Annotated in this window: 15 protein-coding genes; 5 read left to right on the top strand and 10 right to left on the bottom strand. The window is 38.7% G+C overall.

The annotated features are described in order from the left end of the window. Window positions 1-246: 246 nt before the first annotated feature. Together BTR25_RS06465 and BTR25_RS06460 are read right to left on the bottom strand one after the other, a co-directional pair. Window positions 247-1,461, bottom strand: coding sequence for an L-lactate MFS transporter (locus tag BTR25_RS06465; protein WP_075687246.1), 1,215 nt, complete (start codon window positions 1,459-1,461; stop codon window positions 247-249). 252 nt (window positions 1,462-1,713) lie between these two features. Continuing rightward, complete coding sequence (locus tag BTR25_RS06460; protein WP_075687245.1) at window positions 1,714-2,076, bottom strand: Na-translocating system protein MpsC family protein; 363 nt, start codon at window positions 2,074-2,076, stop codon at window positions 1,714-1,716. Between the two features lie 714 nt (window positions 2,077-2,790). Here BTR25_RS06460 and BTR25_RS06455 point away from each other — a divergent pair. The 3 genes from BTR25_RS06455 to BTR25_RS06445 are packed head-to-tail and all read left to right on the top strand — an operon-like array spanning window position 2,791 to window position 5,645. Then, a complete protein-coding gene (locus tag BTR25_RS06455; protein ID WP_075687244.1) occupies window positions 2,791-3,810 on the top strand; it encodes a TRAP transporter substrate-binding protein in 1,020 nt (339 codons plus the stop codon). A 30-nt stretch (window positions 3,811-3,840) separates the two neighbouring features. After that, window positions 3,841-4,323 (top strand): TRAP transporter small permease, encoded by a 483-nt coding sequence (locus tag BTR25_RS06450; RefSeq protein WP_075687243.1) that lies wholly within the window; start codon window positions 3,841-3,843, stop codon window positions 4,321-4,323. Between the two features lie 14 nt (window positions 4,324-4,337). Beyond that, window positions 4,338-5,645, top strand: coding sequence for a TRAP transporter large permease (locus BTR25_RS06445; protein WP_075687242.1), 1,308 nt, complete (start codon window positions 4,338-4,340; stop codon window positions 5,643-5,645). A gap of 242 nt (window positions 5,646-5,887) precedes the next feature. On the opposite strand, the gene BTR25_RS06440 is transcribed toward BTR25_RS06445, so the two are convergent. From BTR25_RS06440 to BTR25_RS06415, 6 genes are all read right to left on the bottom strand, one after another. Continuing rightward, on the bottom strand, window positions 5,888-7,375 hold the full coding sequence (locus BTR25_RS06440) for a UxaA family hydrolase (protein WP_075687241.1): 1,488 nt from the start codon (window positions 7,373-7,375) through the stop codon (window positions 5,888-5,890). A 12-nt stretch (window positions 7,376-7,387) separates the two neighbouring features. After that, on the bottom strand, window positions 7,388-8,857 hold the full coding sequence (locus BTR25_RS06435; RefSeq protein ID WP_075687240.1) for a tagaturonate reductase: 1,470 nt from the start codon (window positions 8,855-8,857) through the stop codon (window positions 7,388-7,390). Window positions 8,858-8,926: 69 nt separating this feature from the next. Beyond that, entirely contained in the window at window positions 8,927-9,940 is a 1,014-nt protein-coding gene (locus BTR25_RS06430) for a LacI family DNA-binding transcriptional regulator (protein ID WP_075687239.1), read from the bottom strand. Window positions 9,941-10,021: 81 nt separating this feature from the next. After that, entirely contained in the window at window positions 10,022-11,470 is a 1,449-nt protein-coding gene (uxaC, locus tag BTR25_RS06425; protein ID WP_483295235.1) for a glucuronate isomerase, read from the bottom strand. 231 nt (window positions 11,471-11,701) lie between these two features. Beyond that, window positions 11,702-12,715, bottom strand: coding sequence for a sugar kinase (locus tag BTR25_RS06420; protein ID WP_075687238.1), 1,014 nt, complete (start codon window positions 12,713-12,715; stop codon window positions 11,702-11,704). 4 nt (window positions 12,716-12,719) lie between these two features. Next, window positions 12,720-13,367: a bifunctional 4-hydroxy-2-oxoglutarate aldolase/2-dehydro-3-deoxy-phosphogluconate aldolase gene (locus BTR25_RS06415; RefSeq protein ID WP_075687237.1), complete on the bottom strand. Its 648-nt coding sequence runs from the start codon at window positions 13,365-13,367 to the stop codon at window positions 12,720-12,722. Window positions 13,368-13,600: 233 nt separating this feature from the next. Between BTR25_RS06415 and BTR25_RS06410 the strand changes: the two genes are divergently transcribed. Next, window positions 13,601-14,581, top strand: coding sequence for a LacI family DNA-binding transcriptional regulator (locus tag BTR25_RS06410; RefSeq protein WP_075687236.1), 981 nt, complete (start codon window positions 13,601-13,603; stop codon window positions 14,579-14,581). Between the two features lie 145 nt (window positions 14,582-14,726). On the opposite strand, the gene BTR25_RS06405 is transcribed toward BTR25_RS06410, so the two are convergent. Beyond that, window positions 14,727-16,787: a DUF4179 domain-containing protein gene (locus BTR25_RS06405; protein ID WP_075687235.1), complete on the bottom strand. Its 2,061-nt coding sequence runs from the start codon at window positions 16,785-16,787 to the stop codon at window positions 14,727-14,729. Window positions 16,788-17,131: 344 nt separating this feature from the next. Here BTR25_RS06405 and katG point away from each other — a divergent pair, with 344 nt between their 5' ends. Then, the gene (gene katG, locus BTR25_RS06395; protein WP_075687233.1) at window positions 17,132-19,348 is read left to right on the top strand and encodes a catalase/peroxidase HPI; all 2,217 of its coding nucleotides are present in this window, start codon (window positions 17,132-17,134) and stop codon (window positions 19,346-19,348) included. Between the two features lie 111 nt (window positions 19,349-19,459). Here katG and BTR25_RS06390 read toward each other — a convergent pair whose 3' ends face one another. Beyond that, window positions 19,460-20,917: a family 43 glycosylhydrolase gene (locus BTR25_RS06390; protein ID WP_368482972.1), complete on the bottom strand. Its 1,458-nt coding sequence runs from the start codon at window positions 20,915-20,917 to the stop codon at window positions 19,460-19,462. Between the last annotated feature and the right edge of the window lie 33 nt (window positions 20,918-20,950).

Raw genomic sequence — 20,950 nt, 5'->3', positions numbered from 1 at the left:
AAACAGAATAGTTATCATCTTCAGAAAATTGAATCTTTAGAATGGTGCTAGTTCATTATAAATCAGGAATTTAAGACTAGTAGAGAGATTTAAAATGTGAAATTTTTCCTAAAATAAATATATTTCCAATTAGAAAAGGGAGGGTCATCACTAGATGACCCTCCCTTGTATTTTTATGATATAAGGCTTTTTATTAAAAAAATCCTTCATGGGAATAAGAGCTTCCAACAAATAACTTATGATTAGCTAATTTGCAATTACCCCTCTTCCCTCTTTTAGTCTTTCAGCAAGGACAATCTCTGGCTTTTTCACAAATCTAGCCATAACAATGGCCAAGATACAGAGAAGACTAGCGAGCAGAAAAGCTTGTGTGAAAGGCAGTGCCTTTACAACCAGTGGTCCAACAAAAGCTGATAGACCGTATGCTTGGTACATAAAGCCATAATTACTTCCCATATTCTTCGTACCATAGTAATCCGCTGTTACGGATGGGAAAAGCGCCAAAAAGCCGCCGAAGCAAAAGCCGATTAATGAAACAGCTAGTAAAAACAACGGATAATTCAATACTCCGGTACTCATATAAAACATGACAAGAGCTGTTACAGCATAGCTTACGATCAATGTATTCATTCGTCCAAACCGATCAGATAATTTCCCTAAAGCAATTCGGCCTGTTGCATTAAATAAAGCAATCATCATCACTGCATTTCCAGCTTGTTCAAGACTTAACTGAGCCAAGTCAACACCGATATCCACCGCAAAGCTGATGACCATAAGACCTGAGACACTGCCAAATAAAAACATCGCCCATAATAAATAAAATTGATAGGTTCCAACCATTTGTTTCGCTGTATATTGTCCTTCTTTATCTACATCAGAGCCTGGTTGACCAACTTGCAATTGATAGTCTGCTGGCGGGTTTTTTAATAATTGAGCCCCTGCAACAACCAATACCAAATAAATAATACCGATATAAATAAACGAGTCCGATACTCCTGTAAGCTCAATCAAATTGCTGATGATTGGCTTATAGATGAGCCCTCCTAATCCAAACCCAGCAACCGCTACACCACTTATAAACCCTCGTTTATCAGGGAACCACTTTACACATGCTGAAAGTGGACAAACATACGTCATACCAATACCGATACCACCAATGACCCCATAAAAGAAATATAGTTGAAAAAGAGTCGTTGCTTGACTGGCTAATATTACCCCGATTCCAAGTAATATACCGCCTATCGTCGCAACCCACCTAGGACCTTTTTTGTCCTGAAGCCTGCCTGCAAAAATGGTAACGAATGCAAATACAGCAACGGTAATGGAAAAAGTGACAACTACATCCTCTCGCGCCCAGCCAAATTTATCAATAAGAGGCTGATTAAACAAACTCCAAGCGTACACAGCCCCCAAATTTAATTGAATGAGCACTGCCCCTAAAACTACTAACCATCGATTCAATCGTATTCCCTCCCGTTTTTTCAGAATAATCAAAATCAAAAAAAGAAGAGACCAACGGTGATGGAATAGTTCATCAGCGTTGGTCTCTTCTGTACTCACATATAGTGTTTACGTTAGCAACCACAAAAATTATATGATTATAGTAGGCTTTAATTGATTTCTTTTCCCCTTGTCAAATAGACATTAGCAAAAGCCATCTGCATTGTTCATGATTATAAGCCCAATTCATTAGGGTGTCAATCCATTTCTATATTAAAAGCTCTTTTCATAGTCAGTATGCAATTTAAAGATCATTATTCTTTCACCTGTTCGAGTGCTCAGGTCAGTAAAGAAACTTTTCACTTCATGCCCCGTTATGTTTTGAATCATTTTAGTTAGATCTACCAAACCTAATTCAACCATTTCAGAACGGATTTTCTTTATCGATAAAATACCCTCTTTTGTTCTGCAAACCTCATACTCAGCAGGGGTAAGAATGCCTTTTAACGTCACGATAATCATATCTTTAAATATATCGGTCTTGACAGATATGGGACCGCGCCCGAGAAAATCTTTCTCCCACTGCGTGATGCTCTTACTAATTTCTGCTTCAATCGTACCTTTTGACTTGTTCATGGGTTCACCTATCTTCACTCATATTCAAAAAGTATAGAGCAGGAAACCAATTTAATCAACAGTTCTTATAACATGAACTGACTAAATCTAACCTAATTTTGTTAATTCAAAGAAGTGAAGTGGCACGCCTACATCCCCACCCTCATAGTATATGTTTTGGATTGGTTTACACATTATCTCGTTAAATTATGTCTTAAATTCAACAAATTGAAAATATACTATCTTACACGAATCCAATCTGGTAATATAAAAGTACTTAAGATGTACATTCGGTTGTACAAATAAAAAAGAAAGAAAGGGTGCAAGACGAACTGATTGAGTATAGATAAAATTTTATAAAACTGGCATTCACCGTTCAGTTTTAGGTAGTGAGTTTTATTGTTAACGAATTTTGTTAACGTTAACATTCCATTCATAACCTCAAGATAATTTACCAAAATCTTAAGAAACAAGCAGGATCATCCTTACCAAAACTGTTTTTATTTATTGTTTTTAATTTTGTTAACGTTAACATTTTCAAAAATTAAGTGGAATAATCTTCAGAATAAAGTCTTAGCAGAAATAATGATAAATTGTTGAGTAATATCCCTTGCAGAGGTTGGCAATGAAAACGATTACTTATTGAAGTATACATGTTACTAATTGGTCTAACAGGAAATCTATAAAAAACATAGGTCAGATATTTTTAAGATAATAGAATGGAGGAATATATAGATGAAAAACAAGAAAAATCTTGGTGTTTTAATGAGTCTACTCTTATTATTGGGCATAATTAGTGGCTGTTCATCCATTACATCAGCCAGTGATGTGGTTGAAGATAAATCATTTGAGTTTATTATTTCTAGTAATCAACCAGATACACACCCAACCGTTATTGCATTAAAAGAATTTGCAAAGAAAATCGAGGAGAACTCACAAGGATCAATGAAAGCAAAAGTCTACTCTAGCGGTGTACTTGGGTCTGACCGTGAAGTACTAGAGTTAGTTCAGTTTGGAGCAGTCGATATGGTGTCTACGGGTGTATCGACAATTGAATCTTATGAAAAAATGTACTCTTTGTTCAGCGTCCCTTATTTATTTAGTGATAAAGCACATTACTATCGGATGATGGACAGTGAGTATATGCAAGAGGAGATTTTTCCTCAAACAGCTGAAATAGGCTTCGTAGTTAAAACATGGTTTGACGCCGGAGCCCGCAGCTTTTATACAAAGAACACCCCAATCACAGAGCCTTCTGATTTAAAAGGATTAAAAATGCGAACATTGGCATCTCCTACCTTAATGGAAATGGTAAGTTTAATGGGAGGAAATCCTACCCCTCTTGACTGGGGAGAGGTATATGGTGCACTTCAACAAGGCGTTATTGATGGTTTAGAAAATAACGAATTGGCTTTAACCGTTAATAAACATGCGGAAGTAGCGAAAGAGTTTTCTAACACGAGGCACTTATTTGCACCTGACGTATTAATTGTAAATACAAAAACCTTAAATAAACTAACAAGTAACCAAAAAGAAATTTTAGATAATGAGTTACGTGAATTGAGTTTGAAGCAACGCGAATTATGGGCAGTTCAAACAGAAAAATCGATTAAAGAGGCAAAAGAACAGGGTGTCAACTTTTCTGAACCAAATATTCCGGCCTTCATTGATAGCGTAAAACCAATGCATGAAAAGGTCGCGAAACAATATCCAGAGTTTATTGAAACCGTTAATCGTTTAGGAAAAGAACAGTAACTGTTTTGTACTAGAAAGGGAGGTTAAACCATGAGTAAGTTAATGAAGTCATTTAATAAAGGAATTGAGTATTTGCTAATGGTTTTAGTAGCATTAATGGTGATTTCTGCTGTGTGGCAAGTATTATCCCGATATATATTTGGGCAAGGAAGTGCACAAACTGAGGAATTAATGCGCTACGCCATTATTTGGGTTTCGGTTATAGGCGGAGCTTATGTTTATGGAGAAAAAGGCCACCTTGCCATCACCTTTTTTGCTAATAAACTGAAGCCATCATTAGTGAAAGTAATTGGAGTCTTAATTGATACTGCCGTTTCCATATTCTCCACGATTGTCCTTATTTATGGAGGCTACCAAATTGTATCGGCTACGATGATTCAAATATCACCAGGAATGGGATTACCTATGGGATATATGTATCTAGCATTACCAATTGCAGGCTTCATGTTTATTCTTTATGCAATCCAACATATTACTACTAGGTTAAAAAGTGAAAATAATATAGCTTTATAGAAGGAGGAAAAGAGATGGATGTCGCAGTTCAAGCAGGAATTATTTTATTAATCGTATTTGCCCTTTTACTGTTCATAGGAATGCCTATTGCCTTTAGTATTATTATCTCATCTGTTGTTACAGCATTCGTAATCTTCCCAATCAATACCTCTATCATTATTGCAGCACAAAAAGCTGCCACCGGTGTTGATAAGCTGTCGTTGTTAGCCATTCCATTCTTTATTTTAGCTGGTATCATTATGAATAATGGAGGAATAGCCGTCCGGCTTGTCAATTTTGCCAAAGTAATGGCTGGACGAATTCCTGGTTCACTAGGACAAACAAATGTAGTTGGAAATATGCTGTTTGGTTCAATCTCTGGTTCTGCAGTTGCTTCAGCTGCTGCGATGGGTGGAATCCTTGGACCAATGCAAGAAAAAGAAGGCTATGATAAAACCTTTTCAGCTACTCTAAATATCGCATCTGCACCTACTGGTTTATTAATTCCGCCTAGTAATGTATTAATTACCTATTCTCTCGTTTCAGGCGGAACATCAGTTGCAGCCTTATTCATGGCTGGTTACTTGCCTGGGCTCCTCTGGGGACTATTAACCATGTTAGTTGGGTTTATTATTGCAAAACGAAACAAATATTCTGTCAGTGAAAAAATTCCAGCAATGTTAAAGTTCAAACTATTTTTGGATGCAATCCCCTCGCTGTTGCTAATCGTCATTGTAATTGGAGGGATTACTGCAGGGATTTTCACGGCAACTGAAGGAGCAGCCGTAGCAGTTGTCTATGCATTATTCCTATCAATGTTTGTTTACCGTGCACTTAAAGTGAAAGATATCCCTAAAATTTTAATTGAAACTTCGAAGACAACTGCGATTATTATGTTCTTAATCGCTGGCTCGACTATCATGAGCTATGTAATGACAGTTGCAGGAATTCCACAATTAATTAGCGAGAGTATTCTTGGAATTACTGACAATCCAATTGCGATTTTATTAATCATGAACTTAATATTGTTGATCATTGGGACTTTTATGGATATGACACCAGCCATCCTAATCTTTACACCAATTCTGTTGCCAATTGCCACAAAATTAGGGATGGATCCAGTTCATTTCGGGATCATGATTACAATGAACCTATGTATTGGAAGTATCACCCCGCCAGTTGGAAACTGCTTGTTTATCGGGTGTAAGGTTGGAAAAATTGATATTGATAGGGTCATTAAACCATTAATTCCGTATTATTTCGCGATTATTATTGCCTTATTAATTGTTACCTTTGTTCCAGAGCTATCACTATGGATTCCTAGATTAACCGGAAATTTATAAGCTGTTATTTACACAAAACAAGGTGCCTCCCTATAGGAAGGCACCTTCAGGATGTCAAGAAACTTTAGTCATCCTTTTATTTTATATAAATTCTTTAATAATTCACCGCATTAATTAGGTATAATACATTTAGATAGACTTAATATTAGACAAAATGAAAAATTGCCGAGAAATATATCCTTTCTCGACAATCTGACGATAGGGGTATCCCCCTATCGTTTTTCGCATGACTATAGTAGACTTTACAATGTAACGCCTGTTTTAAAAATCGCAATTTCCCTAAACTCATTTTTCTCGTTATTCACTAGTTCGCCACTAGCTACCTTAATTATATATTCCGTGAAATCTCGCAAGACAACATCTGTTTCCTGTTCTAGCAGCACTCCTGCATTATAGTCAATCCAATGTGGCTTTGCTTCATATAGGGGAGTATTGGTTGAGATTTTCATGGTTGGGACAAAGGCCCCAAATGGCGTCCCGCGCCCAGTTGTAAATAAAACCAATTGGCAGCCTGCTGCCGCTAAGGCAGAAGAAGCGACCAAGTCATTCCCAGGAGCACTTAATAGATTCAGACCTTTATGCTCCAATCGTTCGCCGTATTTCAGAACATCTACTACAGTGGACGTACCTGCTTTTTGCGTACAACCAAGAGATTTATCTTCTAATGTTGTAATCCCTCCATCCTTGTTTCCTGGAGAAGGATTTTCATAGACTGGCTGTTTATTTTCAAGGAAGTATTCTTTGAATTCGTTAATTAAGCTCACTGTTTTTTCAAAAACTTCCGTATTTGCTGCACGTTCCATTAAGATTGTTTCCGCACCGAACATTTCCGGAACTTCCGTTAGGACCGTTGTTCCACCTTGGGCCACTAAGAAATCAGAGAATCTTCCTAAGAGCGGATTGGCTGTGATGCCAGAGAAACCATCAGAGCCACCGCACTTCAGACCGACCTTCAGTTCGGAAAATGGCACCGATTCACGCTTGTCGCCTTTTGCATTCTCAAAGATTTCTTTTAGTAATTGAACACCAGCTCCAATTTCATTTGTTACCTCCTGGGAAACAAGGAACTTGACACGGTCTTCATCAAAATCGCCTAAGCTTTCCTTGAATTCATACAAATTGTTGTTTTCACATCCTAGACCTAATACCAACACCCCACCGGCATTAGGATGTAACACAGCATCTTTTAATAATTTCCTCGTATTCTCATGGTCATCGCCTAACTGAGAGCAGCCATAATTATGCTTTAAGACAAGGGCATTATCGAAGGGACTAATATCTCCAACCTCTTTTTCAAACAGCTTTAGCATCCGCTCGGCTACACCATTAACACAGCCTACCGTCGGAACAATCCATAGCTCATTGCGTATTCCGACATCTCCATTCTTTCTTCGGTATCCATTGAATGATAGATTCTCATTTTCATAGGGATTGGACGTTAGCTTTTGCTGATATTGGTACTCCTTGATGCCATCCAGGTTCGTTTTGGTATTTTGAGTATGAATATGTTCGCCAACCGCTACCTCTTTAATCGCATGACCGATCGGATAGCCGTATTTTACGACATCTTCACCAGTTGCAATGTCCTTACTAGCAACCTTATGTCCTCTTTTGATGCCTTCCTTAAGCTCGATCATTGTTCCTTGAACGATAACCGTTTGACCGGCTTGCAGGTCTTTTAACGCAACCACTACATTATCATGTTCATTGAGTTGAATGATGTCTAACATTATACTCCCCCTTTAGATGATTGCCTTTTGGTTCAAAACGGATTCAACCGCTTCCTTCATACCCTTTGTTTCAATTTCAAAAAGATCCTTTGTAACAGCAGCTGTTAACCCAGGTACATTGTTTAAGTCCATCTCCCAGTTCTTTTCAAATCCTAAGATGTTCTTAACAATCACTTCTATACTTTCAATTGTTCCATCAAACTGACTCCATCGTTCCTTGAATAAATCAAGTATATCTTGATCATCTGAGAGCCGAATGTCTTCTTCTCCTCTTTTTCCTTTATAAAAGGCAATCAGTGCTGCGAGAGAGAATACTAGTTTTCTAGGCAGCTCCTGCTTTTGGTCATAATACTCAAGTAAAGAAGGCAAGTCTCTTGTCTTAAATTTGGACATTGAATTTAAGGAAATACTTAATAAGAAATGTTGAATAAATGGGTTTGCAAATCTCTCTAATACTGCATTTGCAAACGAGTTCAGTTCTTCAGTTGAAAGATCCAATGTTGGAATAATTTCGTCAAAGATGAGTTCCTTAACAAATGAGCCCATTACTTCATGCTCAACTGTTTCAGCTACTGTATCCAATCCATATAAGTACGAAACTGGTGTCAGGGCTGTATGCGATCCATTTAAAATCCTTACCTTTCTCGTTCTGTATGGTGTCATATCATCAACAAATAAGGTGTTAAGTCCAGCCTTATGCGCTGGGAATTCCTCGCGAATCCACTGTGGTCCTTCAATGACCCATAAGTGGAACTGTTCGCCGACAACAACCATGTCATCCTTATAGCCGAGTTCCTGGGTAATTTCATCGATAGTATCTCTTGGGTATCCCGGAACAATTCGATCTACGAGACTGCAGCAGAAGGTATTTGCTTCTTCGATCCATTGAACAAAGCTGTCTTCAAGGTTCCAGAGGGAAGCATACTGAAGCACAATCTTCTTTAACTTTTCCCCGTTTCGATCGATAAGTTCACAAGGGATAATGATAAAGCCTTTTTCCTTATCACCATTAAAGGCTTGATATCTTTTGTATAAGAACGACGTTAACTTCCCTGGGAAGCTGTTTTGCGGGCGGTCCTCCAACCTGTCATTTTCATCAAAGGCAATACCAGCTTCTGTTGTGTTAGAAAAAACAAAGCGAAGTTCTGGATTGTAAGCAAGCTTCGTATATTCGTCGTACTGTGTAAATAGGTTTAAGCCTCTGCTGACAGCACTGATGGTTGAATGCTCCTTCACCGCTTTTCCTTCTTTAACACCTTGTAAATAAAGGGTATATAACCCATCCTGTTTGTTTAATTTTTCAACCACCCCTTGACCAAGAGGCTGAACTACTACTACACTTCCATTAAAATCTGTGTTCTTATTCAATACATCGATTTGCCAATCAACAAACGCTCTTAAAAAATTCCCTTCGCCAAACTGCAAAACCTTTTCTGGATATTGGTTTGCTTCCTTAATGATCTTTCTTGATAACTTTTCCATGAGTATTCCTCCTATGCACACGTTAACATTTTAGTAGATGAAAGTTACTAGTCAATTGACTAGTAACGATTATGACAATGGTAAAGGTGAAACCGACCGTCTAATAACAAGCTCTGTTTCTACATAGATTTTTTCCCCTGGCATTTCAGTATTCTCTTCCTTCTCCAGCAATTTCAGGAGCTTTTGTGCCCCTAATGAACTGATTTTTTCAATCGGCCGTTTCACGGTTGTAAGAGATGGATTTGTGTACCTTGCAAATTCAATGTCGTCAAAACCGACAATCGAAATATCATTCGGTACTATAAGACCATTTGCGAATGCTGCGTTCAGGGCTCCGATGGCCATATCGTCGTTTGAACAGAATATGGCTGTCGGGGGTTCTTCTAAAGCAATTAGCTTTTCAAAGGCTTTATAACCACTTTCCATGTCATAGTTTCCTTGGACAATATATTCTTTTTTAATCGGAAGCTGATGATCAATTAACGCTTTTAAATACCCTTCTCTTCGTTCCATCGTCGATTTAAATCCTTTTATCCCTTCGACGATGGCAATACTTCGGTGACCTTTTTGGATTAGGTGGTTGACCATTTGAGTTGCCCCATCGCGGTCATTCGAAACAATATTCGTAAGCGATGAATCACTAATATCCCTGCCTAAAACCACACATGGGATCTCTTTTTCTTTCAAATAATCGATGAAATCATCATCGACATCACTTTGACTCATTAAAATAATCCCTTCAAAACGATTATTATGAATCGTCGTATAATCTTCCAGATCTTCAATTCCTCTTACATACAAATTATAATGTTGATCGATAATTGAATTTACACCTTTTACTGTTTCTACAAAGAAGCTTGAAGAAGTTCCGTTCGTAATACTCGTCAGGAATAGTCCAATCGTATGGGACTTCTGCATTACCAGACTTTTCGCATTATAGTTCGGTGTATATTTTAACTGAGCGGCTATCTCTAATATTTTCTTTTTTGTCCCAGGTTTAATTAGCGGGCTGTCATTCAGAGCTCTTGAAACTGTAGTGTGGGAAACATTTGCTATCTTGGCAATGTCTTTAATGGTAACCATGTATTCCATCCTTTACAATATTCAGTCCTACACTTTATCATATCAAAAAACTTGGAATTTCATAGCCCCTCAGCACGGAATTCACGATCCCGATAAGATCCCTACTTTGTCAAATTGAAAATATTCTTTAGCATTGGTATACGAGATCCCCTGAACGATGCTTCCCAAAAATTCAATATCGTTTGGTACCTCTCCATTTTCAACCCATTCAGCGATTAATGCACAAACAAGTCTTCTAAAATATTCATGTCGTGTATAAGAAAGAAAACTTCTAGAATCCGTTAGCATTCCAATAAAACGAGTGAATAATCCTAAATTGGAAAGTGAGACCATTTGGTTAAGCATGCCTGTTTTCGTATCGTTAAACCACCAAGCTGTTCCAAACTGGATTTTTCCAGGTACTCCACCGTTTTGGAAGGCACCGATCATCGCCCCAATGACGTCATTATCTTTTGCATTCAAGGAATAAATAATCGTTCTAGGGAGGCCGCTTTCCTGATCAATTGCATCTAATAAACGTGCCAAAGGCTTTGCAATTAGGTCATCGTTTATGGAATCATACCCAGTATCAGGACCAAGGATGTTTAGCATTTTCGTATTATTGTTTCTTAATGCATTAATATGAAATTGCATGGCCCAACCTAACTCAGTATATAAACCTGCTAAAAATTTCATCGTATAGGTTTTGTATTTCTTTTCATCTTCAAGGGAAACTTTCTTTCCTAGTAAGGCTTCTTTAAAAATAAGGGTTACTTCCTCTTTTGTTGTTTCATCAAACATCATTGTATCAATCGCATGGTCAGAAACCCTGCCGCCAACAGAATGGAAGAAGCGGATGCGTGATTCCATTCCTTTTAAGAAGTCATCATACGATGTGATTTCGATGCCGGAAACGTTCTGAAGGGTTTGGACCCATTGTAAATATCCTTCACGATTAATCTCTAGGCCTTTATCCGGACGGAAGCTGGGCAACACTTGAACATCAAAGTCTCCCTCTTCTTGTAAGCGTAAATGGTACTCAAGTGAGTCAACCGGGTCATCGGTGGTACAAACAACCTGAACATTCGACTTCTTAATCAAATCTCTTGCTCCAAAACCAGCACTATTATTTAAAAGAGTATTCACCTTTTCCCAAATTTGCGGTGCACTTTTTTCGTTCAACAGCTCATTAATTCCAAAAAACCTTTGTAATTCCAAGTGTGTCCAATTATATAACGGGTTACCGATAGTCATTGGGACGGTCTTTGCCCAGGCAAGAAACTTTTCATAATCACTTGCGTCACCCGTAATATACTTTTCCTCAATTCCATTGCTTCTCATGGCACGCCACTTATAATGATCACCATATAGCCAAATTTCCGTAATATTTTTAAACGTTTTGTTTTCGTAAATTTCCTTTGGACTTAAATGGCAATGATAATCAATAATTGGCATATCTTTTGCAAAATCATGATATAAGCTGATTGCTGTTTCGTTTTTCAAAAGAAAATTGTCATTCATAAAATTCTGCACATTAGTACCAACTTTCATTTTTAGATTTTATACTAAAGTAAAACCTCCATCAGTGGAGTTACTTACCCCAATTTGATGGTTTCTCGGGTGAAGCAGGATTAATGTTTACGCTAACATTTTAATTAACTTTCATGTAGTTGAGTAGATTGTTCACGTTAACAAAAAAAGCGATTAATGTTAACGTGAACAATTTAATTTTATCTAGTTAATGGATAGTTAGCAATCCTTTTAACAAAAAATACACATTATTTATCTAACAATTTTGCCAGGAGTATTATTCGCAAATGTATGGATTTCCCCTTCAGAGAATATGTTACAGTCTCCGTGAACCGTATGTTTCAGGACGGATGCCGCCGTTGCAAACGAAACGATCTCTTCAGGAGCTCTTTGTTCAATGATTCCATGGAGGATGCCTGCTGCGAATGCATCACCGCCGCCAACCCGATCAACGATATGGTCAATAGAATATACCTTTGACTGATAAAGCACTCCATCAACGAAAACATTTCCTTGAAGTGTATTGGTCGAAGCAGAGATCACGCCACGAAATGTGGAACTCATCCACTGAATATTCGGGTACCTTTGCTGGATCTGCTCGTAATAATAGGCAAGTTTTTCACGTGCCCCTAAGGAATCATCCGCTTTTTCGATTGCTAATAAATGGAGTGCATCCAATTCTCCGCAAGAGCAAATATCTACATATGGCAGAAAGGTTTTGATTGTTTCTGCTGCTTCTTTCTGGCTCCATAATTTAGCACGATAATTAAAGTCAAAGCTCGTTGTGACCCCGAGTTCTTTTGCTTTTTTCAATGAATATAGAACCAATTCTTTCATGCTTGGAGACAATGCAGCAGTGATGCCAGTAACATGATAAAGCGATGCTCCTGAAAAAACCTCCTCAAAATTCACCTCTTCCAAAGAGAGCTGCGAAATACTTGAGTATTTTCGGTCATATGTTACTTGGGCACTTCTTGGTCCTACCCCTGACTCAACATAATAAGTACCTAGCCGATCTCCCCCTTTTAATAAAAAGTCTGTTTTAACTCCATGCAACCGTAAATGACTCTCTACTGCAGAACCAACTGGGTTTTCTGGTACCTTACTGACCATATAGACATCATGCCCGAAATTTGAAAGAGACACAGCGACATTTGCTTCTGCTCCGCCAATATGTGTTTGAATCTCATTTGTTTGGAAAAGACGGTCACCGATTTTTGTTGAGAATCGAAGCAGAATTTCTCCAAAAGTAACAACTTTTTTCATATTCCTACGCCCCTCTGGCAGCTTGAACTTTTTCGACATAGGCCTTAGCAAGTTCAGTAATTTTTTCAAACTCACCTGTTTTTGCAGGTGCTACTAAGTTTCCACCGATACCGACAGCGACACAACCATTTTTGATCCATTGATCCACATTCTCGAGGCTTACCCCGCCAGTTGGCATAATATTGACCTGAGGAAGTGGTGCTTTTACGGCTTTTACAAAATCCGGTCCAAAGGCATTTCCAGGGAACAGCTTTACAATATCGACTCCAAATTCTAGTGCTTCCTTCATTTCTGTAATGGTCATGCAGCCAGGCATATATGGAATTTGGTAGAGATTACATAACTTTGCTGTTTCCTCATCAAAGCATGGGCTTACTATATACTGTGCACCTGCTAAAATAGCAATTCTCGCAGTTGTTGCATCAAGTACGGTTCCAGCACCAATCACGACTTCGCTGTTGTCCTTATAAAAGGAGATAAGTTCTTTAATCACAGCATCCGCCTCCTGAAGCGTGAAAGTGACCTCAATTCCATAGATTCCACCTTTCACACATGCTTCAGAAATACGGATCGCATCGTCTTTCGAGTCTGCTCTAACAACAGCAACAACACCACAATCGGTTAATTTTTTTAAGGCAGCTAATTTTTTCATACTGTCTCTCCTATCTCTTTCTCATTTATGAAAATCAGGTTAAAATAAAAATAATAACGTTGTAATTATAATTTTAAAAGATAATTACAACGTTTACAAGTGTGAAATTCGAATTATATTTGAACGTAATAAAGCCAACTATAAGTTTTTTATTCGTTTTAGATTAAATATTAACAACGTTATTATCTTTTGGTATAGTTAAACAAAGATCATTCAGATTTCAGGTGAGAAAAATGACAGTTACCATTAAGAATATCTCTCAAGTAGCAGGTGTAAGTTATTCAACCGTATCAAAAGCTCTAAATGACAGCCCGCTAGTCAAGCCCGAAACAAAAGCAAAAATAGTTAAAATTGCCAAAGAAATGGGCTACCAGCCAAATCTTGCAGCTCAGCAGCTCGTTTCCAAACAATCCAAAGTAATTGGCTTAATTTGGCCAACATTAGAGCGTGTGCTTCCTTCTGTATTAGTTACGAAACTAAACGAAGAAATTAGCAAACATTCATATTCTATGATTCTTTCCATAAGTCCAATAAAAACCTCGATTGAAATGTTTAAACGATTCCAGGTTGATGGGGTAATTGTGTTTGACGAAAAAGACCATTCCATGTTGGAGTCTATTGACCTTCCCGTAGTAACATATGGAGTCGGAAAAAATAAGTCCCTCCCGGTCATTGACGTGAACTATCAAGAAGCTATGCAGACAGCAGTGGAGTATTTATACCAGCTTGGACATAAGAAAATTGCTTACATGGGGGAATTTCCACCGATTGATGACCGCCAATTAGAGAAATATTACGGGTTTCAAAATGCCATGCAGAAATTCCAGCTACCCATCCATAACAGCCACCTAATTAATACTGGCGGCTTAGACTGGTATGACGGCTTCACGGCAACGAAGCGTTTGTTATCATCCGGCGAAATGCCTACAGCCATAATTGGTTCAAGCTACGATATAAGTGCCGGTATTGTCCGTGCATTAAGAGAGGCAAATATAATCATCCCGAAAGACATTTCGGTTATTAGTTACGACAATATTTCGCAAATGACCAATATGGAAATCCTAATAACATGTGTAGGCGTCCCAGTAGAGCAAATCGCCCATCATATCGTAGAAACCCTACTTTCCATCATAAAAAACAAACAAACAATACCGCACATCAAACCATTAACACCCACCATTACAGAACGCACCTCTTGTGCACCAGCAAAGTAAAATAAGGAAGCATGGGGACGGTTCTCATGCTTCCTTTCAACTATAGCTTTTTTGTGTAAGCTCGATTTGCGGTTTCCATTATAGATTCATTAAATACTTCAGCTTTATATGTATGTTACTTTCTTAAGTTCCTCTCTCCTTTCGTCTATTCCAACGTCATCTTCACAACATCATCTAGATATTTTGTTGCATTATATCCAAAAATCACAATCCTTTTAGGAATCACTTGGTGACCGTGCAATATCACGTTTTCAACTGTAGTGAAATACCGGGGCTGCTCGATTTCTTCATATGAAACAGGGTTTTTATACAGATCGTATACCGTTCCGTTTTTATCAACAAGCACTCCTTCAGAATTCATCTCTATTGAACTAGATTCATCCTCACCCTCAGCCACAATATGGAATTGCATCGAATGATATGCTCGATTCTCGATTTCATGATTACTTATGACAACAGTAGAAGGCTGGCCAATTTCCACCTTATCAATGGAGATGGTACTGCCTGCATATTCAAAGGTTTGAGGATAGTCTCTAGATGCATCCAGTTCGATGATTTTTTGATCTTCAAACGTTAAATAGACAGATTCAAATTGAACGTTGACCTCTTTTGGCTTTTCTCCAAAAAGAGGCTCAAAAACTGTTTGAGCAGTAGTCCAGCTTATGTCGTACTGTAACCCGAAAAAAGAGTTTCCATACCGGTCAGCTTTCACTTTTTTATTGTTCACCTCTAGATTGGAAAAATTTACAACATCTATCCTCTTGTTTGGTTGTTCATTATTAATAGCATATTGCAGAATCGTCGCTGTTGGGGCAATGATTAGTTTATCAAAGCGAACCGGGATTTCCTCGACTTCTGTTTCTTCAGCCAATGCATATTCGACGGAAGGCTGTTTTGTTACAGGAATCTCGAAGTTCCACTCTCCCTCCTGTCTCATGCTGTCGTAAGCCATAAAACCATTCCGGTTAGAGGGGTCACGAATCAATCTCTGAAGTTTTGTGATATGCAGTTTAATTGTCCCTTTATCCTTTTTGAGTGGCAGCAGACTAATCTTCCCTTGATACACGTTCTTTTTCTCATTATTTACATCTGTATCAAGTTCGGGTGGAAAGTACCTTGGATATGCTGAAGGATCCATGATTTCATGTTCGTTCTCTACAAAAACCCCATCATAATTAACCAACATATATTGATTGTCATCTTCTGTATCTTCTATTTCATAAAAAACCAGCGTCTGAACATCATCAGCTATCGCGCTCTTGATTGTAATTTTCATCCCATCGCTTTCCGCTTCCAGGTTCAGCCTTTCACCCAGGTCTTGTTGCAAAAAGGCACGCAATTCTTGATCTTCTTCTGTCAAGGAATAGTAGAGGTTAGAAGGAGCCCCTGTGAAGAAAACTATAGCCATTAGTACTGCGAAAACACTTGCAGAAACAAGTCCCAATCTAATTCGTTTCTTATTCTTCTGTTGTCTGTGCCTTTCCTTTTCTGCCAGCCTTTCTCTAATATTTTCCATAAAACCAGGTGGCACATGAAATTCTTCCATTTTTTTAGGAAGATTTAACATGGTTAGCATGACATCCTGAAAGCTGCCCAAATCCTCCTGACAGTTTTGACAATGATAAACATGTACCTCTAAATCAATCTTTTTCGGCCGCTCCAGATTTCCTTCTAGATAATCAATGTAATCCTGATGATACTCCTCACAGCCATTAAAGGCTGACCCGTACCCTATTTCATTCCTAAGAGACCGGATTCCAGAAAACAATAGGTCTTTCAGCTTTTCCATTGAAACTTGAAGTAGATGAGCCGTTTCCTCCTTAGAAAATCCTTTAAAATATGTAAGGACTATCGCTTCTTTCTCGTATTCTTTCAATTGACCCAAAGCCTTAAAAGCATCCGGCCGTTTTTCATTTCCCTCTGAAGCTTGTAAACTTCTATCATCAGAAAGCTCCCGACAGGTTTGTAAAATGATAGATGTAACCCACGTTTCAAATGAAGTGTTATTTTTATATCGAGGCAATTCCTTGTGAACTTTTATTATGGAAAGGTAAAAAAGTTCTTCCATTTGCTGCTGATTCCTAAGATAGGACCAACCAAGTGTATAGAACGTTTGGATATGCTGTTCGAACCAAACAGCGATGGATTCCACGCCATTATCTCTTATCGTAGTAATGGAATCGGCATCTACTTTTGCTGGGATCATAAAAAAGTCCCCCCTTTCCTGCTTTCTTTCGTTAATCCTATTATAGAGAATGTCCTTATAACTTGCCTAATTTCGTTTAATTTCTTTATAATGGTAATATAAGAAAATACTGCGAAGTTTTTTACAACTTTTATCCAACGCTGCAACGATTTCACTAATTCTTCTAGAAATTCCATTACATTACATTCTCATTCTCATAGTCTATATTTCTTTCGATTTATTTCATAATTCATGACAGTAATTACATAATAATAATTATTATTATAATTCTAGTTTCTGTGCTTCTTAAAACTAGATGCATAATTATATATTACTAAACCTACATAAAAGGAGAGATGTAAAGTATGGATGCTAAAGAAAATGCTAATATCGAGGGATGCCCGTTTCACGGTGGTGCTACAAGTAACAAATCAAGTGGTACTGCAAATCGCGACTGGTGGCCAAACGCGTTAAACTTGAATATTCTCCACCAGCATGACCGAAAATCTAACCCAATGGGAGAAGACTTTGATTATGCTGAAGAATTTAAAAAACTAGACTATGATGCTCTTAAGCAGGATCTTCAAAATTTAATGAAAGATAGTCAAGATTGGTGGCCAGCAGACTATGGACATTATGGACCATTCTTTATCCGTATGTCTTGGCATGCGGCTGGTACATACCGTACAGGCGATGGCCGTGGCGGCGGCGGAACCGGGAACCAGCGTTTTGCTCCGCTTAACAGCTGGCCTGACAACGTTAGCCTGGATAAGGCCAGGCGGCTCCTATGGCCGATTAAGCAAAAATATGGTAACAAGATCTCTTGGGCTGACTTGCTTGTCCTAGCAGGAAATGCGGCGATTGAAGACATGGGTGGCCCAACCAGTGGATTTGGAGCAGGACGCGCAGACATTTGGCAGCCAGAAGAAGACATCTACTGGGGTACTGAAACAGAATGGCTTGCTGATAATCGTTACACTGGTGATCGTGAGCTTGAGAATCCACTTGCTGCTGTTCAAATGGGGCTTATCTATGTTAACCCAGAAGGTCCAAACGGCAAGCCAGATCCAATTGCATCGGGTCGCGACATTCGTGACACCTTTGCACGTATGGGAATGAACGATGAAGAAACCGTTGCACTAATAGCTGGGGGACACACTTTCGGTAAGGCTCACGGTGCAGGAGATGCTTCGCATGTTGGTCCAGAACCAGAGGCTGCTCCTATTGAACTGCAAGGATTAGGCTGGCAAAGCTCTTACGGTAGTGGTAAAGGTCGTGATACGATTGGCAGCGGTATTGAGGGTGCTTGGACTGCTAATCCAACACAGTGGGATAATGGTTACTTCGATCTATTATTCGGATATGAATGGTGGCTGACAAAGAGTCCTGCAGGTGCTTGGATATGGCATGTTGTTGATGCAGATGAGAAGCATCTTGCACCAGATGCAGAAGATCCGTCTATTAAAGTTCCAACGATGATGACCACAGCTGACATGGCCTTACGTTATGATCCAATATACGAGAAGATTTCCCGTCGATTCCATGAGAACCCTGAGGAATTTGCAGATGCATTTGCTCGTGCATGGTTCAAATTATTACATCGTGACATGGGTCCTAAAGCAAGATATCTGGGTCCAGAAGTACCAGAAGAAGATTTCATCTGGCAAGATCCCGTACCAGCAGGTAATTATGAATTAACAGAAGCTGAAGTAGCTGCACTTAAAGCAAAAATTATCGATTCTGAGCTTACAATAAGCGAGCTAGTAACAACGGCTTGGGCTTCAGCTAGTACGTACCGTGGCTCTGACCATCGCGGCGGTGCGAACGGTGCACGTATCCGTCTTGCACCACAGAAGGATTGGGAAGTGAACCAGCCTGAACAGCTTGCAAAAGTATTAGATGTTCTCGAAGGCATTCAAAACGACTTCGAAAAAGAAGTAAGTATTGCCGATCTAATTGTATTAGGCGGTTGTGCCGCAATCGAAAAAGCTGCACGAGACGCAGGCTTTGACGTTACGGTTCCATTTGTCCCTGGACGTGGAGACGCTACACAAGAACAAACAGACGCAGAAAGCTTTGATGTACTAGAGCCTATCACCGACGGGTTCCGAAACTATCAAAAGAAACAGTATAGTGTTAGTCCAGAAGAGCTTTTAGTAGATAAAGCTCAGCTCTTAAACTTAACTGCACCAGAAATGACGGCTCTTATTGGCGGTATGCGTGTACTAGGTACAAACTATGGCGGTACAGCGCACGGCGTATTCACTGATTCTGTAGGTAAACTCACGAATGACTTCTTTGTTAACTTGCTTGACATGGGAGTAGAGTGGAAGCCTGTCAGAGCTAACCTCTATGAAGGACGTAATCGCCGTACAGGTGAAGTAGTTCGTACAGCAACAAGAGTGGACCTAGTGTTTGGTTCAAATTCCGTTCTTCGTGCCATTGCAGAAGTTTATGCTCAGGATGATAACAAAGAGAAGTTTGTTCGCGACTTTATCGCAGCATGGGTCAAGGTAATGAACGCAGATCGCTACGACCTTAAAACAGTTGACTTTAAGAAAGCACAGCTAACAAGTAAGTAAATATAAGAAAATAACCGCCGTCAAAAAATGGACGGCGGTTATTTTCTTTGAAAGAGACATTTAAAATAGCGATTTACTAGTATACGTTGACCCCTGTTAAAACTCAATAGATCACCTTAATACAAATGATAAAAAGTCCAGTTTTCCAGTGCCTCGAAAGGTAAAGTAAAGTGCCTGTTTAGCATTTTCAATATTCGCCTTTGAACTGAAATAGGTGAACCTGTTTGTAGATTGGATCGGAATACTAGCAATTGGTTCAGAATTAAGCGAGGTTGATATATTCATATATCCTTTTGCATTACCGCGGACTTGGATAGCAATTTCTTTTATATCCTTAATCAAAAAATATTTAAACCCAGCAATTGCTCCATCTCTCATATTTGCTATAAATTGATTAGGATTGTTCTCTCTATCTTTGCCGCTTTGAGTAAAATAGGGATGTTCTTTAAAAGTAACATTTCCAAAATATACACCATATCTGCCTGCACCTTTTCCTGACATAAGGTTGCATGCTATCCGTGCTTCATATTCTCCTCTTCCTCTTAAAGGTCCGTTGTTCAATCCGCAGGATGTCATCTCTACTTGCGGAATGAAACCATCCTCTTTTATCTCGATTGGTTCGGCAAGACCCTGTCTGGAATAGTGGTGCCTGTTTGTTTGCCTGTGATGAAATACATACCATCTATCTTTAATCTTAACGATACTGCCATGATTGTTACCAATGTAATTATAAGCCTCCTTGTCCTTACTATAACCGTTTAGATAAAGATCTCCGTTGCTAACAATCGTTCCTCCATATACAAAATCTCCAGTTGGATTCTTGCTTGTGGCATAACAAAGTTCATGACCGTTTATGGAGGAGTAGATAAAATAATAGCTATCACCTATTTTTCTTATCGAACTTGCCTCAAAGAACTCATGTTCCTCAAATCCGGTACCAGCTGCTTCTCCTTTCTTCTTAAAGAGAAGCTTCGGATCACCAATTACAGTCTTCATATCAGATTTCAGTTCGATAACATATCCACCATAAAATGTATGCTTTTTCCCACCTGTTATAAAGGAAGGCAGGTTTTTCTTAGGTGCAAATCCCGAATAAAGGTAAACGCGTCCATCATCATCGACAAGGACACCGGGGTCAAATAGGAATGGATCTCCCTTTTTGTTACATAGGATATCTCCTTCCGGATGACTAACATATCCATAAAACTCAAATTTTCCTGCCGGTGTGTCACAGACTGCCACTGCAATAACGCTCAGGAAATTAAGGCCATAATATAAGTAATACCTTCCGTCTAAACCTTTTGCAACGTCAGGAGCATACATATGATAGAATCCTAATTTATTCATTGGGTCTTGCTTTTTTCTATAAATAATACCTTCATATCTCCAATCACTCAAATTATCAACCGGCGCAGACCAGCAGACATAATCGTTCATGCAAAAAAGTTTCCCGTTAAATTTATCATGGGAGCCATACACGTATACTCTATCTCCAAATACATAAGGCTCCCCGTCTGGAATATATTCATAACTAGGTAAATACGGATTATAAGCCTGTTTTATCATCATTCATATCCTTTATTTAGTATTAAACTTGTATTA

The sequence above is a fragment of the Bacillus sp. MRMR6 genome (genome assembly GCF_001940785.1).
Classification (GTDB): domain Bacteria; phylum Bacillota; class Bacilli; order Bacillales; family Cytobacillaceae; genus Neobacillus.
The sequence above is the reverse complement of the archived record's forward strand: the minus strand, read 5'-3'. Positions and strand labels throughout refer to the sequence as shown.

What these genes read in the sequence shown, in the direction of transcription:
- BTR25_RS06435 (WP_075687240.1), bottom strand. Translation starts at nt 8,857, where the DNA reads ATGGAAAAGTTATCAAGAAAGATCATTAAGGAAGCAAACCAATATCCA.
- BTR25_RS06430 (WP_075687239.1), bottom strand. Translation starts at nt 9,940, where the DNA reads ATGGTTACCATTAAAGACATTGCCAAGATAGCAAATGTTTCCCACACT.
- BTR25_RS06460 (WP_075687245.1), bottom strand. Translation starts at nt 2,076, where the DNA reads ATGAACAAGTCAAAAGGTACGATTGAAGCAGAAATTAGTAAGAGCATC.
- katG (WP_075687233.1), top strand. Translation starts at nt 17,132, where the DNA reads ATGGATGCTAAAGAAAATGCTAATATCGAGGGATGCCCGTTTCACGGT.
- BTR25_RS06390 (WP_368482972.1), bottom strand. Translation starts at nt 20,917, where the DNA reads ATGATGATAAAACAGGCTTATAATCCGTATTTACCTAGTTATGAATAT.
- BTR25_RS06405 (WP_075687235.1), bottom strand. Translation starts at nt 16,787, where the DNA reads ATGATCCCAGCAAAAGTAGATGCCGATTCCATTACTACGATAAGAGAT.
- BTR25_RS06455 (WP_075687244.1), top strand. Translation starts at nt 2,791, where the DNA reads ATGAAAAACAAGAAAAATCTTGGTGTTTTAATGAGTCTACTCTTATTA.
- uxaC (WP_483295235.1), bottom strand. Translation starts at nt 11,470, where the DNA reads ATGAAAGTTGGTACTAATGTGCAGAATTTTATGAATGACAATTTTCTT.
- BTR25_RS06415 (WP_075687237.1), bottom strand. Translation starts at nt 13,367, where the DNA reads ATGAAAAAATTAGCTGCCTTAAAAAAATTAACCGATTGTGGTGTTGTT.
- BTR25_RS06450 (WP_075687243.1), top strand. Translation starts at nt 3,841, where the DNA reads ATGAGTAAGTTAATGAAGTCATTTAATAAAGGAATTGAGTATTTGCTA.
- BTR25_RS06410 (WP_075687236.1), top strand. Translation starts at nt 13,601, where the DNA reads ATGACAGTTACCATTAAGAATATCTCTCAAGTAGCAGGTGTAAGTTAT.
- BTR25_RS06420 (WP_075687238.1), bottom strand. Translation starts at nt 12,715, where the DNA reads ATGAAAAAAGTTGTTACTTTTGGAGAAATTCTGCTTCGATTCTCAACA.
- BTR25_RS06445 (WP_075687242.1), top strand. Translation starts at nt 4,338, where the DNA reads ATGGATGTCGCAGTTCAAGCAGGAATTATTTTATTAATCGTATTTGCC.
- BTR25_RS06440 (WP_075687241.1), bottom strand. Translation starts at nt 7,375, where the DNA reads ATGTTAGACATCATTCAACTCAATGAACATGATAATGTAGTGGTTGCG.